This window comes from Helicobacter macacae MIT 99-5501, from assembly GCF_000507845.1.
Lineage (GTDB): Bacteria > Campylobacterota > Campylobacteria > Campylobacterales > Helicobacteraceae > Helicobacter_B > Helicobacter_B macacae.
The window spans coordinates 1,504,918-1,520,015 of the sequence record NZ_KI669454.1 but is presented as its reverse complement, the minus strand read 5'-3'; the positions used below and the strand labels follow the sequence as shown (position 1 = coordinate 1,520,015).

General features: G+C 40.2%; 11 protein-coding genes. 5 read left to right on the top strand and 6 right to left on the bottom strand.

Translation table 11 applies throughout. From position 1 onward, the window contains the following. Positions 1-41 precede the first annotated feature (41 nt). Positions 42-1,733: a LeoA/HP0731 family dynamin-like GTPase gene (locus HMPREF2086_RS06760; protein ID WP_023928041.1), complete on the top strand. Its 1,692-nt coding sequence runs from the start codon at positions 42-44 to the stop codon at positions 1,731-1,733. Between the two features lie 295 nt (positions 1,734-2,028). Here the strand turns inward: HMPREF2086_RS06760 and ilvC are convergent, their stop codons facing one another. Continuing rightward, positions 2,029-3,075 carry a ketol-acid reductoisomerase gene (gene ilvC / locus HMPREF2086_RS06755; protein WP_023928040.1) on the bottom strand — a complete coding sequence of 349 codons (1,047 nt, stop codon included), beginning with the start codon at positions 3,073-3,075 and terminating at the stop codon, positions 2,029-2,031. 270 nt (positions 3,076-3,345) lie between these two features. On the opposite strand from ilvC, the gene HMPREF2086_RS06750 reads away from it, so the two are divergent. From HMPREF2086_RS06750 to HMPREF2086_RS06740, 3 genes are all read left to right on the top strand, one after another. Beyond that, positions 3,346-4,074: a methyltransferase family protein gene (locus HMPREF2086_RS06750; protein ID WP_023928039.1), complete on the top strand. Its 729-nt coding sequence runs from the start codon at positions 3,346-3,348 to the stop codon at positions 4,072-4,074. A gap of 152 nt (positions 4,075-4,226) precedes the next feature. Next, positions 4,227-7,130, top strand: coding sequence for a phosphoenolpyruvate carboxylase (locus HMPREF2086_RS06745; RefSeq protein ID WP_023928037.1), 2,904 nt, complete (start codon positions 4,227-4,229; stop codon positions 7,128-7,130). Between the two features lie 143 nt (positions 7,131-7,273). After that, positions 7,274-8,077 carry a UbiX family flavin prenyltransferase gene (locus HMPREF2086_RS06740; RefSeq protein WP_023928036.1) on the top strand — a complete coding sequence of 268 codons (804 nt, stop codon included), beginning with the start codon at positions 7,274-7,276 and terminating at the stop codon, positions 8,075-8,077. A 141-nt stretch (positions 8,078-8,218) separates the two neighbouring features. Here HMPREF2086_RS06740 and HMPREF2086_RS06735 read toward each other — a convergent pair whose 3' ends face one another. Together HMPREF2086_RS06735 and HMPREF2086_RS06730 are read right to left on the bottom strand one after the other, a co-directional pair. Further along, a complete protein-coding gene (locus HMPREF2086_RS06735; RefSeq protein ID WP_023928035.1) occupies positions 8,219-8,737 on the bottom strand; it encodes a hypothetical protein in 519 nt (172 codons plus the stop codon). Positions 8,738-8,765: 28 nt separating this feature from the next. After that, positions 8,766-9,728: a hypothetical protein gene (locus tag HMPREF2086_RS06730; RefSeq protein WP_023928034.1), complete on the bottom strand. Its 963-nt coding sequence runs from the start codon at positions 9,726-9,728 to the stop codon at positions 8,766-8,768. Positions 9,729-10,036: 308 nt separating this feature from the next. On the opposite strand from HMPREF2086_RS06730, the gene dnaB reads away from it, so the two are divergent. Next, positions 10,037-11,524 carry a replicative DNA helicase gene (dnaB, locus tag HMPREF2086_RS06720; protein WP_023928033.1) on the top strand — a complete coding sequence of 496 codons (1,488 nt, stop codon included), beginning with the start codon at positions 10,037-10,039 and terminating at the stop codon, positions 11,522-11,524. 287 nt (positions 11,525-11,811) lie between these two features. Here the strand turns inward: dnaB and HMPREF2086_RS06715 are convergent, their stop codons facing one another. The 3 genes from HMPREF2086_RS06715 to rlmB all read right to left on the bottom strand — a co-directional run bounded on the left by HMPREF2086_RS06715 (position 11,812) and on the right by rlmB (position 15,081). After that, a complete protein-coding gene (locus HMPREF2086_RS06715; RefSeq protein ID WP_023928032.1) occupies positions 11,812-12,642 on the bottom strand; it encodes a hypothetical protein in 831 nt (276 codons plus the stop codon). A 213-nt stretch (positions 12,643-12,855) separates the two neighbouring features. Further along, on the bottom strand, positions 12,856-14,166 hold the full coding sequence (locus HMPREF2086_RS06710) for a hypothetical protein (protein WP_023928031.1): 1,311 nt from the start codon (positions 14,164-14,166) through the stop codon (positions 12,856-12,858). Between the two features lie 9 nt (positions 14,167-14,175). After that, on the bottom strand, positions 14,176-15,081 hold the full coding sequence (rlmB, locus tag HMPREF2086_RS06705; protein ID WP_023928030.1) for a 23S rRNA (guanosine(2251)-2'-O)-methyltransferase RlmB: 906 nt from the start codon (positions 15,079-15,081) through the stop codon (positions 14,176-14,178). Between the last annotated feature and the right edge of the window lie 17 nt (positions 15,082-15,098).

The following is a 15,098-nucleotide window of genomic DNA, read 5'->3' as shown; positions in this document are numbered from 1 at the left end:
ATCGTGGCGGTTAATAAAATCAACAATAAGGAGTTAAAAAAATGACAACACAACAAGAATTTAAAAATCAAAAAGAGCAAGGACAAGCGGTTTTAGAAAAACTGCAAGGGTTTTTAGAGCAAGGCAAAGACTTTGAGCTATTTGGCATAAGCGTAGATGATAGCTTAGAAAAGCTACAAAAAGCAAAGGATAAAATCAACCAGCGTAAGCTAAAAGTCGTCTTTATCGGTGGCTTTAGCGAGGGTAAAACTTCTATCGCGTCCGCTTGGCTAGGCAAAGTCGTGGGCAAAATCGACAGCGCTGAGTCAAGCGATGAAGTGGCATTTTATGACACAAAAGACGATGAAATAGAGATTTTTGATACGCCCGGACTTTTTGGATTCAAAGAAAAGGGGCAAGGTGTGAATGCCGAAAAATACAAAGACATTACCAAAAAATTCGTAAGCGAAGCGGATATAATTCTCTATGTGATGAATCCCACGAATCCCATCAAAGCAAGTCATAAAGAGGACTTAGAGTGGCTATTTCGCACACTAAATCTACTGCCTAGAACGATTTTTGTGCTTAGCAAATTTGATGAAGTGGCGGATATGGGCGATGATGATGACTTTGAGAGTGAATTTGCCACCAAAAAAGATAAAAGCATAATTCCAAGCCTAAATGAATTGATTAAGCTAAATGCAAATGAAAAGGCGCAACTAAAAGTCGTGGCTGTTTCGGCGAATCCAGAAGGCAAGGGATTAGATTTTTGGTTAGAGAATCAAAGCGAGTTTAAAAAGCTATCGCATATCGATTCGCTACAAAACGCCACCACAGAGATTATCAAACAAAATGGCGGATTAGAATCGATTACTCTAGAGGCACAAAATAGCATTTTAAGCGACATTGTCAGCAAACAGCTCCCACAAGCTATCACACTGCAAAATAAAATCAAAGGCGATATGCAAAGACTAAATGAAAGCATAAAAGCCTTGAGAAAGGATATGGAGCGCACAAATGATAAGATAAATGACGCGCAAATAGCACTTAGGGAATTTGTGGCTAGGTATTTTAATGATTTGATTAGGCAAATCAAAGGCACGAGTTTGGAGACATTTGGCGACTTTATGCAAAAAGAAATCGGTAGCGAGGGAAGTCTAATGAGTGCAAGGGTGCAAAATGAATTTCAGCGACATACGCATTCTGTAATAAACGAGCTAAAAACGAGTATAGAGCGATTTGACAAAGAAAGGGACGATTTTGAAAAGGCTGTGATTAGCTATGGTAAGCAGGGTGTAGAGTGGCTACAAAAATCTGGCGTTATTAACAATAAAAATGTGATATTGGGTAGGGATTTGCTCAAAACAGGACTTGAAAAGATAGGTGTAAATGTAGGCACGGCACTCAACTTTAAGCCGTGGGGTGCTGTAAAATTTGCAAATGGCGCACTTGCCGCAGTGGCTTTTTTTGGACTAACACTTGAAATGTGGGATTCGTATCGACAATACGAAAAAGAGCAGAAATTTCAAGAGGCAAAAGCCAAAATTGTAGAAATGCTTGAAAATCAAATGAATGAGCTTTTAAATACGATAAATGATACTAAAAAATTCTACGCGCTTTTTAGTGGATATGAGCCTTTGAAAAACGCGCTAGAGGATACGCAAAAAGATTTGCAAACGCTAGAATCCGCAAGTGCAGAATTTGAAAAGTGGGTAGAGCAAGGCGAGATTATCGAAGCGGAGATTGTCGAATAATTTGATAGGTAAAAATTTTTGGATATTGTTTTTATGATTTTTGCAAGTTGGTTTTTGTTTGTTTTTGGATTTTGTTTTGTCGTTGCAATCAAAAATAAGCGCAAAAAGAACATTTAGCCTAAGATTTTATATGCTAATTTTGTAGATTTTAATGTGGCTAGTGCTTACCTAATTTATAAAATTCACAGACAAGAATCACAAGTGCGCTAAAAACAAAAAGCTAGTGTAGCAAGAATAAAAGCAATCAATAAGTAATCAAATCCAATTATAATCAGCCCCCTCCTTAAGTAAAATCCTAATTCTTCTCTTTATTGATAAGTTTGCCTTTGCCTATCCACGGCATCATTGCGCGGAGTTTTTCTCCTACGCGCTCGATTGGATGGGCAGCTAGGTTTTTGCGCTCTGCGTTCATTCGCGCATATCCTGCTTTGCGCTCTAGGATAAAGTCTTTGGCAAATCTGCCGTTTTGGATTTCGCGCAGTATTTCTCTCATCGCTTGTTTGGATTGCTCGTTGATTACGCGCGGTCCGCTCACCATATCGCCGTATTCTGCGGTGTTTGAGATAGAGTAGCGCATATCAGCTAGCCCGCCTTGATAGATTAAATCCACGATGAGCTTTAGCTCGTGTAGGCACTCAAAATACGCCATTTCTTCGGGGTATCCCGCCTCTACGAGAGTCTCAAATCCTGCTTTGACTAGGCTTGTTACGCCACCGCATAGCACGGCTTGCTCGCCAAATAAATCCGTTTCGGTTTCATCTTTGAAAGTTGTTTCAATGATTCCGCTTCGTCCGCCACCGATAGCGCACGCATAGCTTAGCGCGATTGCTTTGGCATCGCCTTTGGAAGTATCTTGCTCTATTGCGATTAAGTCTGGGATTCCTCCACCTGCGACAAACTCACTTCGCACAGTGTGCCCCGGGGCTTTTGGGGCTACCATTATGATTCCCACGCCTTTTGGTGCGGTGATTTGCCCGAAGTGGATATTAAACCCGTGCCCAAAGGCGATGATTTTATCCTCGCTTAGGTGCGGGGCAATGTCGCGTGCAAAGACATCTGCTTGGAGTTCATCAGGGATTAAAATCATTATAATGTCCGCTTTTTTGGTGGCTTCTGCCACTTCTAGCACACTAAATCCCTTTGCTTTTGCCTTATCCCAGCTTTTGCCGCCTTTGTATAGCCCGATAATGACTTCTACGCCGCTATCGCGGAGGTTTTCTGCGTGGGCGTGCCCTTGAGAGCCAAACCCGATGATTGCCACCTTTTTGCGCTGTATGAGGGCTAAATCACAATCTTTGTCGTAATAGACTTTTAATGCTTTTTGTGCTACTTGAGAACTCATTGCAATCTCCTTTTTGGGTGTTTAAATTTTAAAACAGATTTTGGATTATAGGGCAAATTTGTTTAAGATTGCGTAAATTATCAAAAAATTCCCAAAGAAATACCCAAAACAAAAATGCAAATCTAGGGGGGTTAAGAATTTTTAAGTAAAATCTTGGGTGCTTTTTAAGTGGTGCAAAATCTAGCAAACTCTAAAAATCCGCAAAATCCAAAAAACTTCAAAGAGTCAAAAAATCAAAACTTCAAAAAATGAGATGAAAAAGGATATGCTATGCTTCTTTCAAAACGGCTAAAAACACAGGGGGATTTTTGCTTTGGTTATCGCAGTTATTTGCCACTTTTTTTGCTTCCTGCACTGATTTTTGTGTCGCTATGTTTTGGGCAAAATCTAGTGAAGTTTGAAAATCTAGAGGAATGTAGCGAGCATTATGCTTATAGTCAATGGCTTATTTATGCAAGCATACTCATAGGCTTTGTAGGCGAGGGGATTCGTATGTTTGTAGCGGGGTTTGCAGCGCGTGGGACAAGTGGGAGAAACACAAGGGGGCAAGTCGCAGATGAGCTAAACACCACAGGGGCATATTCTCTATGTAGAAATCCCTTGTATCTTGGCAATTTTTTGATGATGCTAGCTCCTGTGATTTTGCTTGGCAATGCGCTTTTTGTGGTGATTTTTGTGCTTGCTTTTTGGCTTTATTATGAGAGAATCATTTTTGCCGAAGAGAGTTTTTTGCTACCAAAATTTGGCAACGATTATGAAAGATGGGCGGATAAAACACCGTGCTTTTTGCCACGATTTAGTGCGTTTGTAAAGCCTAAGCTACCTTTGAGTATTTCTACCATCATACGCAAGGAGTATAATTCTATCTATGGGCTTATTTGCTCGCTTTTTGGGGTGCATTATCTTATTGCTATTTTGGGGTATTTTAAGGTAGTGGGAGTAAGTGGGGTTTTGCAGGGGGGGGGGGGGGGGCGATTATATTGCCAGATTGCACGATGAGTGCACTATTTGTAGGATTTAGCGTGGGCTATATCGTAGTAAGGATTTTGGTAAAAAAGACAAATGTTTTTTGCAATGCTAGAGTATAAATCTAGTAAAAAAAGGCTTAAAACATTAAGTATAATGAGATAATGATGACATAAAGGAATAAAATGGATTCTACAAAGTATAATTGGCAGGCGTTAGATAATGAAGTGCGCTTTATTTTGGATATTATGCTAGATATGCTAAAGGAAGTCGATAGCGAAGTAAGAGAATATTTTTTGAATCTAAATAAGATTTTGCTAGAAAATGGCAATCAAACAAAACAAAAAAACGCAAAAAAAGATAAGCATTTTAGTTTGACTAGCTCAAATGCGATTGATGAGGATTCGCTAAAAAGGCTAAAAGCCGAGCTAGAGAAAATCTCCCAATCAGGCAAAACGCCCGAAATCATCAAGGCTTTTTCGCTGTATAATATTTTGATAAATATCGTAGAGGAGCGGTTTAATATTGATTCGGATAAAAGCTTAGAGCGCATAAAGGCGACTTATGAGGGGCTACTAAAAGATGGATTTGATAGGGGGGATTTGGATAAAGTGCTAGAATCTATCTGCTTTTATCCTGTGTTTACTGCCCATCCCACAGAATCTAGACGGCGCACTTTTTTGGAAGCGCATAGTGAAATCACGCAGGATTTGTATAAGCTATTTGAGATAGGCGAGCTAAAGGCAAAAGAGCATATCCAATACCGCTTGCGACTTTTGTGGCTGACAAATCTTGTGCGCACGCAAAAAATCGAAGTGCTTTTTGAGCTTGATAATCTACTCTTTATCGTGGAGAGTTCGATATTGCCCGCTAGCCAAAAAGTCCTTTGGTATATCGAAAAAATGCTAAAAAAGCCACTGCCTAGTTCGCCTATACATCTAGGAAGCTGGATAGGTGGGGATAGAGATGGCAATCCTTTTGTAACCAATGAGCTTATGACAGAAGTGATGAAAATCCAGCACAAATTTATCATAAACTACTACATAAAGCGACTAGAGCGACTAGAGCGTGAAATGTCAATCAGTCTAGATTCTAGCGAGATTTCTCCTAAGCTAAAAAAATCCCTCCAAAAAGAAAGTCATATTTTGAGTGAGAAAACGCTTGCTACCTATGCAAATGAGCCATTTCGAGCCAAAATCCACATAATGATAAAAAAGCTAAATAATCGCCTTATCTTTGTCAATGCCCCTGATAGTGTGAGTCAGACATACACTACACCTAGTGAGCTACTAGAAGATGTCGAAATGCTAATAGAATGCCTTGATAGCGTCTCAAGCAAGTATTTGCGACAATTTAGACGATTTGTCTTGCTTGGTGGATTTCATCTTATGCAGCTAGATTTTAGAGAACACAAAGATGTCTTTATCAACGCCATTAGTGAGATTTTTTGCTTGCTAGGAATTTGTGATAATGACTTTATGACTTATGCAGAATCCAAAAAACTAGAAATACTTGATAAAGCACTAGAGATGTCTAAAATCGAGCTAGGAAGTCTAGCCGAAAAACTAAGCGAAAAAACGCAAATAGTGGTAGAAATATTTATGCGCATCGCGTGGGGCAAAAAATATATCGGCGAAAATGTTTTGCGCACTTTTATTTTGTCTATGACGACTGAAGCGAGTGATTTGCTTATCGTGCTGTGGTTTGCTAAGCATACAAATCTATGGAAGCCAAGCAAAGAAAGCAAAGAGCCAAATTTGCTAGATTCCCTAGAGCAAACAAGCGCAAAATCTAGCAATCAAAAATACTCCACAAAATCTGCCAAATCTCGCGCTAGAATCGCTATCACGCCGTTATTTGAAACCATAGATGACTTAGAGAGGGCAGGTAGCATTATGCAAACTCTTGTGGCAAACAAGCACTATGCGCACTATTTGCGTGATATAGGTATGCGACAAGAAATAATGGTGGGCTATTCAGATTCTAGCAAAGATGGCGGAATCTTTACTAGCAATTATAGTCTTTATGTCGCTATTGAATCACTAAAAAAATTAGAAGAGCAAATCGGCATTGATTTTGTGCTATTTCACGGGCGCGGTGGAAGTGTCTCGCGCGGTGGTGGCACGCTAGAGTCAGCCCTGCTTGCCTCCCCACCCAAAAGCGTGCAAGGATTTCTAAAGACCACAGAGCAAGGCGAGATGATAAGCTCAAAATACCTAAACCGCTCAAGTGCGCAGTTTTTCTTATCCTCCACAATGAGCGCACTACTAAAAAAATCAAGCTATGATTCTTTTTGTGCAGGGGAGCTAAATCTAGGAGCAAATAACAAAAGCGATGAAAAAATCGCAAATAAACCAAGCAAAGATTTTGCAAAATCTGCTATCAAATGCTCCATAAGTAATCCACACCAAGACTTGATGAAGCAAATCTCAAGCGTATCGCACAAAGTCTATCGCGATTTGGTGTATGAAAGCGATGGGTTTATTGAGTTTTTTAAGTCCGCTACACCAATAGCGTTTATCCAGCAGCTAAATCTAGGCTCACGCCCAAGCAAACGGCGAGATACTACTAGGGTTGAGGATTTGCGTGCGATTCCGTGGGTGTTTGCTTGGACGCAAAATCGAGCGATATTGCCCGCGTGGTATGGGCTAGGAAGCGGGCTAGAATCTATTGGCGATATTGCTAGGCTAAGGGAGTGCTACGAGGAGAGTGAGTTTTTTGCCGCCACGATTAGTAATATTTCTCAAGCGTTTTTGAAAGTGGATTTGTCTATTTCGGCGCAATATAATTTTTTCGTGCAAGATGATGAAGTGAGGAAAAATATTTGGCAAAAAATCTGCCTAGAATATGAGCGCACAATGAATGCGCTTGTGGGCATAAGAGGGGAGGAGCGACTACTAGATAGCGAGCCTACTTTGCAAAAATCTATCCTTTTGCGCAATAATTCTGTAATGATGCTAAATCTACTTCAAATCGAGCTTATCAAAAAATATAATAACGCTACTTATGATGCGCAAAAATCTCGCCTTATGGAGCAAATCCACTCCACTATCATCGGCATAGCACAAGGGCTTCGCAATACAGGTTGATTTTGTGCTGATTTTTGCGTTTGTTTTGCACTGATTTTTGTGGAGGATTTTTATAGATTTTGTGGTGGGGTTTTCTAAGCAGCGTTTTGGTTGTGCTTTGCTTGGATTTTAAGATATTTTAAATGTAAATAAATGGAGAAAATATGGATTTTGTGCCAAAAAGGATTTTGCCAAAGAGGTTTATTTTGGGGATTAGCGGGGCTAGTGGGGTAAAGCTAGCTAAGGGATTTTTGCGACATATTGCGAGAGATTTTGAGGTGCATATCATTATTTCAAAAGGTGCGCTAGAGTGCGCAAAATATGAGCTAAAATGCAATGAAGACGAGCTAAAAGCATATCTTTTGGAATCTTGTCAAACTACCTCTAGCCAAGTAAAATCTACTCAAAAATCAAGCCAAACAAGTCAAGCAAAAATAAGCCAAACAAAAACAAATAAAGCAAAATCTAGCAATGCAGATTCTAGCCAAGTGTGGCATAGTGAGATAAAATCTAGTGAATTTATGGATTTTGATTCTAGTCGAAATCTAGCTAGTCAAAGTCTTGCAAGTAAAAATAGCAAAGTCTATATTTATGAGGATAGTGAGATAGGTGCACCTGTGGCTTCTGGGAGCTTTGAAGCGCAAGCTATGGCGATAATCCCAACGAGTATGGATTGCTTGGCAAAAATCGCGTGTGGGATTAGCGATACGCTACTTACGCGCGCGGCAAGCGTGATGATAAAGGAGAGGCGCACACTATTGCTAGCACCGCGCGAAATGCCACTAAATGCGATAGTTTGCGAGCAAATGCAAAAGCTAGCCACACTTGGCGTTATCATCGCGCCACCTATCATCGCGTATTATAGCTATCCCAAAGACTTAGAGGAAATGGAAAACTTCATCTACGGTAAGTGGCTAGATATTTTAGGCATACCAAATGAGCTTTTTACCCGCTGGGGAGAGCTGTGAGAAGCAAAATAAGCAAAATAAAAAAGGCAAAATCCCTTAAGTTTTTCACACATTATTTTTGATTTTGCGCTATTTTATCCCCGTTTTTATCCTGATATTTTTTTCTTTTATGCCACACTAGCAAAAGCAAATTTATGATTTTTATTTGCCAAATAACACTTCACAGCGCATTCTATCGACAAATTTTAGATTTGGACGCCCGATGAAATTCCCCGCTATGACTTCGCCCTCTATGCAATACACTCTCCCAGCCGTAGGAGTGAAAACAAGATAGCTTATCTCTTCTGTATTGCCAAAGACTACTAGAGGTGTGCCACCCCCCACATCTGCGACAAACTTCGCCCCACTGCTTAGCTCACCAAAGCTACCTTGTGCCATATCTTTGCTTATGCGGTAGCCACCAAAGCCATTTGCAGGTGGATTATACGCGAAGTATGCTTTGTAGCTTATGGCTACACCTATGAAGCTAGAAGCCCTGCCAAAGTAGATTCTAGCTCTATCGCTTGGTGGGTTTGAAAGCCTAGAGTTGCCCTCTATGTTAAACCCAAGATACGCGCTATCTTGTGCTCCATATACTAGCTGATTTGGCATAGGGGCGCAAGCACTCATAAAAAACGCGCTTACCACCACGCCAAAAATAATCACCAACCGAGCATTCATACAAAATCCTTAAAAAACATAAAATCAACTAAAACAAAAATGTAAGTGCGCCATAGCCATTTACATATAGCGCGTAAGGGTAGGTAGAAAGGTAGCCTACACTAGAGCCAAACAAAAGATTATACCCCATTCTGCCACCTACTTCTAGCTGTGCGTGTTTGCCCAAATCAAGCGCAAGTCCTAGTCGTATCCCTAGCGTTGTGCCAAAGCCTTTGGAGCTAAATTCTACAGATTTTATGCCTGTTGTTTGTTGCAATCTACTACTTACAGTTTCTAGCTTGTCTTGAAACTCCGCATAGACAAATCCTATATACGCACCTAGCACACCTCGCAGTGGGCTTTTGCCAAATTTTGGAATCCAATCCGTGCCAAAATGTAGCGTAATGTATTGTCCATCAAATTTCCCTGCTGCATCAGTATCTGCTTCTTTGTAGCTATACTCCATAAAGCTAGTGCCAAGATATGCTCGTGCAAGTCCGCCAAGCTGCTTGCCAAACTCGACATTTGCTTGCCATAGATTTGTCCTCACAGAGACATCGCTAGCATAGTGTATAGGCGAAGCTACAAGCGCAGTCCCATAGCTTCCCTCTAGGCGAATGTAGCCTTGAGAGGTTTTTTCTTCTTGGTAGGCTTTTTTGTAGCTTTGCTGATATGCTTCATCATAAGTTGCCGCACTAGAATTATCACTAGGGTAGTATGGCGCGTTTTGCTGATTTTGGGCGTTTTGGTTATTTTGTGGATAGTAGGGGGCTTGATTTTGTGAATTTTGCTTTTTGCTTTGCTGTGTTTTGCTTTGCTGTGGGGTTTGCTCTAGCTCTTTTTGCAATGCCCTATTTTGCCTTTTTAGCTCTAAGAGTTTTTTTTGCTTCTCTAGCATTTGGATTTCTCTCTCTATGTCATCTATCGTGTTTTGGGCAAGTGCTGTGCTTCCTAGCAGGGCAAATGCAAATGTCGCAAAAAATAAACAAGAGGGAAGTTTGGTTGATTTCATTTTGTGTCCTTTTTGTGAAGTAGATTTTGCAAATAAGCATTTTAACGCTGTTTTTTTTTTTTTTTTTGGTTTGCTTTTGCAAAAAATTGCAAATTTTAGGTATTTTTTGCAAAATTTCTATATAAACCGTATCGTTTCTACACATTTTAAGAAGTCAAAATCGTGCAGAGATTTTGCAAATTTTTATGAAACATTTATCAAAGTAAAATTTAGGCATTTTTGGTGTGGCTTTAGATTTGCTTATGATAAAAAACTATTTGCTAAACTTTGCGATAAAAATGCCCATAAAATCTCTTAAGGATAGATAAATGCCTACAAACCCCACTCCCCAAATCATCAGTATTGAAAGCACACTTATCGCTAGCATTCTCTTTGATAGTGAGACATTTAGCGAGATAGCAGATGTGCTAAGTGGTAATGATTTTTTGCACACTTCGCATAGAAAGATTTTTGATGTGTGTAAAAGTCTGCATTCTCAAGGGATTCCTATCACGCCAGAATTTGTGCTAAGCAGGCTAGAGGGGGCGTATTTTGTCTCTCAAGCGGAGTTTAGCGAGATTATCGCTACTTCGCCTATCGCCAATATACAAGGCTATATAGCAGAGATAAAAGACGCTTCTATCAAGCGACAGCTAAATAAATTTGCTATGCTTATCGCGGATAAGACAGGCGATAGTGCGCTAAAGGGGATTGAGATTTTAGATGAGATAGAAAAAGGAATCTATGATATTTCCTCACAGGGTGCGGAAACTAGCTTTAGAGGGAGTAAAGAAGTCGTAGAGCATACTATCAATCTCATAAAAGAGCGCAAAGAGAGGGGAAATACCGTGCTTGTGGGGCTAAACACGGGATTTGCTAGGCTAAATCACTTCACGGCGGGGTTTAAAAAAGGCGAGCTAATCGTGCTAGGTGCTAGACCATCTATGGGCAAGACAGCACTTTGCTTAGCGTTTGTCCAAAGTGTGCTAAATAGTGGCAAAGGAGCTGCGATATTTAGCCTAGAAATGCCAGCAGAACAGCTAATGTTTAGAATGTTTGCCTCACTTTCAAACATTACCTTGCAGGATTTAATCATCGGCAAAATGAATGATAATGAGATGAGTGAATTTACCCGCATAGCTCAAAGTGTCTCACAAAAGCCACTATATATCGATGATAGCAGTGATTTGAGCATAGCGCAACTGCGCTCAAAACTTCGCAAACTAAAAAGCCAAGATGATAGTGTGTCTTTTGCGGTTATTGATTATTTGCAGCTTATGCGTGGGAGTGGCACAAGGAGGGGAGATGGCGCAAGGCAAGAGGAGATAAGCGAAATCTCACGCGGACTAAAAACACTTGCTAGGGATTTGGAAATCCCTATTTTGGCTCTATCTCAACTAAACCGCTCACTAGAATCTCGCGATGACAAACGCCCTATGCTTTCTGATTTGCGTGAGAGTGGGGCGATAGAGCAAGATGCGGATATTATTTTGTTTTTGTATAGGGAGTTTGTCTATGTAGATAGGGCACTGCGTGCCAAAATCGCTAAGGCAAGACAAGAGGGCAAAAAAGATGATGAAGTGCGCAAACTTGAGCAAGAGCGCAAGGAAAAGCGCGAAGAAAATGTCATAGAAACAGCTGAAATCATCATCGCCAAAAATCGCAATGGCGAGATTGACGAAGTCAAAGTGCAGTTTAACGCACCTTTTGTGAGGTTTGAAGATAGGGCAAGTGAGAGAGAAACCTCCTATCAACCTACAAATACCAAAATGGATTTGCCAGATAGCCCTGATAGTATTGATGTGGTGCAGATTTAGATTTTGCTTTTTTTATTGTTACACAATCATTGCGATTTATTCACAATGGCTGTGGTATTTGCGTTATTAACAGTCCTTAGCTTTGCTTGAGATTTAAAGGGAAAATATTATCCACCCACTAGCCACTTTTCGCACAAAGGAGGGGGGGAATCTTTATTATCATTGTGATATTTGCTTGCGCAAACCCTGTAAATGTGCGTAAAAAAGCGTTTTTGGCAAAAAATAAAAAAAGCTAGATTTAGGTAAAAATATAAGCAAAAACCAAAAAACCAAAAAACTCAAATAGACTAAAACGAAAATGCAATGTCGATTTGCTTAATCATTGTTGGATTTTGTGCATCGGTTATCATCACAAAGGCAGTCTTGCTATCTATTTTTAGGCTTAGTCGGGCTTGTGGGGTGGTGGCTACTACTAGGTTTATGATTTCTAGATTTTTGTCATAGCACACCACGCGGGGAATCCACTTTGCATTTGCAATGATATTTAGCGTGCCTTTTGAAATGGTGTTTAGCCAATATTGTCCGCTCACTTCGCGCAAAATAAGTGTGTTGCCTACACTTATTGGCTTGGCATTAAAAAGCTGTGGATTTGTCGCGCCTATGTAGTATTCCCACTCGTTTATGGAGAGCTTTTTTATATCATTTAGACGAAATCCACGCCTTTGTAGCTCGCCTATGAGTATCATCGGGTCAAGTGCGTGCTCGGTAATGAGTGAAAACTCTATCATAGAGAAGTTTTTGATTTTGGCAGATTTTGAAGTGATGAAAAACGAATAGCCAATGGAGGAGAGGACATTATTTAGCGTGTAGCTTAGCAATACAGGCGAGGACTCTGATACAAAGCGGGCTTTTAGCTCTAGTGGGGTTGGGAATTTTAGCTGTAATAATCCATTATCACGCAATTCTTTTAGAAGTAGGGCGATATTTACGCGCTCTGTGCCAGAGATGACAAAGCGGGCTTTGTTTTGAAATATTTTGGCTATGAATGCTTTGTTTTGGTTGTATGAGCTTTCGCCTATGATTTCTTGGACTTTGTCATCGACTATATCAGCAAGGCTAGGAGTGTAAAAAAGCGTGGCACAAAGGAGATAAAAAAAGAATTGTCGCAGGATTTTCATTGTTTGCCTTTTTTGTTTGACTTTATGAGGCGTGTGGAATTTTAGATTTTCTAGCTTAGATTTGTGGTAGCCCTAGATTTGATTTTGTGTGTCTATGCGTGGGTAGAGATAAAATCAAAAAATCTAGGGCAAAGCAAAAAACTTTAATGCTTTAGTAAAGATTCTACTGCCTTTACTACTTCTACTATTTTGTTTTGCTATTTTGTCAAATCGCTAGCGTGCTTGGTCGGATAGTCGCTTATAAGTTACATTATCTACGCGCTTAAATCCGCTTGCAGGCTCATAGATAAAGTATAGTGGCACATCTAGGCGGGGGACATCTACGGACGCACCATTCATACTTAGGCTAAAATTGCTATGCCCAAATGCAAGTAGCCACCTGTGGTTGTCATCTTTGTCGATAGAGTAGGTGTCGCTTGTTACACCTTGATATTTGCGTCTATTTGTATCCAAATCCACAATATCAAACCACAGCATAGTTTCTGCTTTTAGCACCATTTTGCCTGCGATTTGTGGGGCAGGCTGTGTGGGCTGGAGGGATTGTAGATTTTGGTTTGTGGCACTTGCTTGGGTAGAATCTAGTGCTTGCACATCTGTGCTACCCTCTTGGGTTTCTTTTGTAGCTTCTTCATCTTGGGTGTCTTGAGTGTTTTCTAGGGCTTGCTCGCTTGCTTGGCTTTGTCCATTTTGTGGATTTTGCTCAATAGATTGCGTTTCATAGCTTCTATCTGTTTCTTCGGGGATTATCAAGTCATTGTCTGCTTGGTTGATTTGCTTTTGTGCGGAGAGGTTTTGGTAGATGAGGTAGATAAGCACAGCGATGATTGTGCAAACAATAGTTAGGTAGAATCTCTGCTTTGAGATGGCTTCTTTTTTGCGTGTGTCTATGGAGTCATATCGTCTTTTTTGTGTGTCAAAGCTCGTTTCATTGTGAATTTGGATTGATTTTTTCTCTTTTGGGGATTTTGGCTCTTTTGATTTTTGCAGGATTTTTGCAGGATTTTCATCTTTTGACTTGCTCTCTTTTATGTTTGCTGTGTCTACTTGGCTTTCTTTTTTGGGTTCATCAATATCAAGTCGCAAGTCAATGTGTGGAATCTCTTTTGGAGTTTTTTGCTTTGGTTCATTATCTGTGTCAATCACGCCAAAGTCAAAAGAAGTGATTTGTTCTTGTGCCTTTTTGGGTTCTTGCTGTGTAGAGTGGCTAGGTGTGTGCTCTTGGGCTTCTTGGTTCTTTGTGTGTTTGGCAGTGGATTTTGCTTGATAGAAATCATCTTGCAAATCCTCATCATAAGGGACTTGCATTCCGTCATTTTCGCCAAATCTATCATAGGCTTCTAAGACGCTTGATAAGTCCATTTTGTATTCGCGCTCCAAAATCTGCAAAAAGCCCACCAAATGCACGCGCTTGAAATTAGCGAAATTATACTCAAAAATGTTTTTTAGACGAGAGCTAGAAATCCTTGTCTGCTTGGAAATCTCTTTAATGCCGATTTGCTGTAATTTTTGGATATTTTCATCCATTCTAACTCCTTAATTTAATAGATATGACATAACAATCCCCGCTGCTACGCTTACATTGAGCGAGTTAAAATCGCGGTGCATTTTTACGCTTAGAATTTTATCAAATTTTTTTGTTATTTTTGCGCATAATCCATTCTCTTCACTGCCTAAAAATAATGCCCATTTATTTTTTTGGTAGTTTTTGGATTCTCTAAAATCTTTGATATTTTCGCCTTGTGGTGCTGTGCCAAGTAACATAAATCCCGCTTCTTTTAGCTCGCTAATGATTTCTAGCGCACTAGGGACAATGCAAAAAGGCATATCAAACGCCGCACCTACCGAGGAGCGTGTAATGGTTGCAAATTTTTGTGCGGATTTGGCAGTGAGTTTGGTAGCAAAATCACTAAATGAATCTGCCAAAATGATTGCATCTACTCCTAAGCAATACGCGCTACGAAAAATCCCGCCGATGTTTCCCATATCATTTAGCCCGCAAAGCACGATGATTTTGTCATATTGTTTTATTTCTTTTAGGCTTAGAGGTGTGAGGGGCGAAATAGAAGCTAAAAATCCTTGATGATTCCCACCGCGTGCGAGGGCTTGGGCTTTTTTGTTGTCGATTTTTATTATGGGTTTGTTGGCTGATTTTAGATAGGCAAAGGTAGCTTTGTCTATGTCTTTTGAGAGGTAGATTTGTTCTATTTTGTCGCTGTGATGAGTGATGATGGAGAGTAAAATCTGCTTGCCATAGATGATTAGGGAATCTTGCGAGTTGTTTTGCGAGAAATTTTGCAGGAGGTTTTGCAGGGCTTTGTGCGAAGTTTTGGGTGGGTTTTGTGAGTGATTTTGCAAAAGATTTTGTGAGGAATCTTGCGGTTTTTTGGAAGTCTTAGAATCAGTTTGAGGGTGCTTGTAGCGTGGGTTTTTAGTTGGCATTTTGCTTATCCTTAGAG

Excerpts from the sequence above, each read along its gene's own strand:
- HMPREF2086_RS06760 (WP_023928041.1), top strand. The coding sequence starts at position 42 with ATGACAACACAACAAGAATTTAAAAATCAAAAAGAGCAAGGACAAGCG.
- ilvC (WP_023928040.1), bottom strand. The coding sequence starts at position 3,075 with ATGAGTTCTCAAGTAGCACAAAAAGCATTAAAAGTCTATTACGACAAA.
- HMPREF2086_RS06750 (WP_023928039.1), top strand. The coding sequence starts at position 3,346 with ATGCTTCTTTCAAAACGGCTAAAAACACAGGGGGATTTTTGCTTTGGT.
- HMPREF2086_RS06745 (WP_023928037.1), top strand. The coding sequence starts at position 4,227 with ATGGATTCTACAAAGTATAATTGGCAGGCGTTAGATAATGAAGTGCGC.
- HMPREF2086_RS06740 (WP_023928036.1), top strand. The coding sequence starts at position 7,274 with ATGGATTTTGTGCCAAAAAGGATTTTGCCAAAGAGGTTTATTTTGGGG.
- HMPREF2086_RS06735 (WP_023928035.1), bottom strand. The coding sequence starts at position 8,737 with ATGAATGCTCGGTTGGTGATTATTTTTGGCGTGGTGGTAAGCGCGTTT.
- HMPREF2086_RS06730 (WP_023928034.1), bottom strand. The coding sequence starts at position 9,728 with ATGAAATCAACCAAACTTCCCTCTTGTTTATTTTTTGCGACATTTGCA.
- dnaB (WP_023928033.1), top strand. The coding sequence starts at position 10,037 with ATGCCTACAAACCCCACTCCCCAAATCATCAGTATTGAAAGCACACTT.
- HMPREF2086_RS06715 (WP_023928032.1), bottom strand. The coding sequence starts at position 12,642 with ATGAAAATCCTGCGACAATTCTTTTTTTATCTCCTTTGTGCCACGCTT.
- HMPREF2086_RS06710 (WP_023928031.1), bottom strand. The coding sequence starts at position 14,166 with ATGGATGAAAATATCCAAAAATTACAGCAAATCGGCATTAAAGAGATT.
- rlmB (WP_023928030.1), bottom strand. The coding sequence starts at position 15,081 with ATGCCAACTAAAAACCCACGCTACAAGCACCCTCAAACTGATTCTAAG.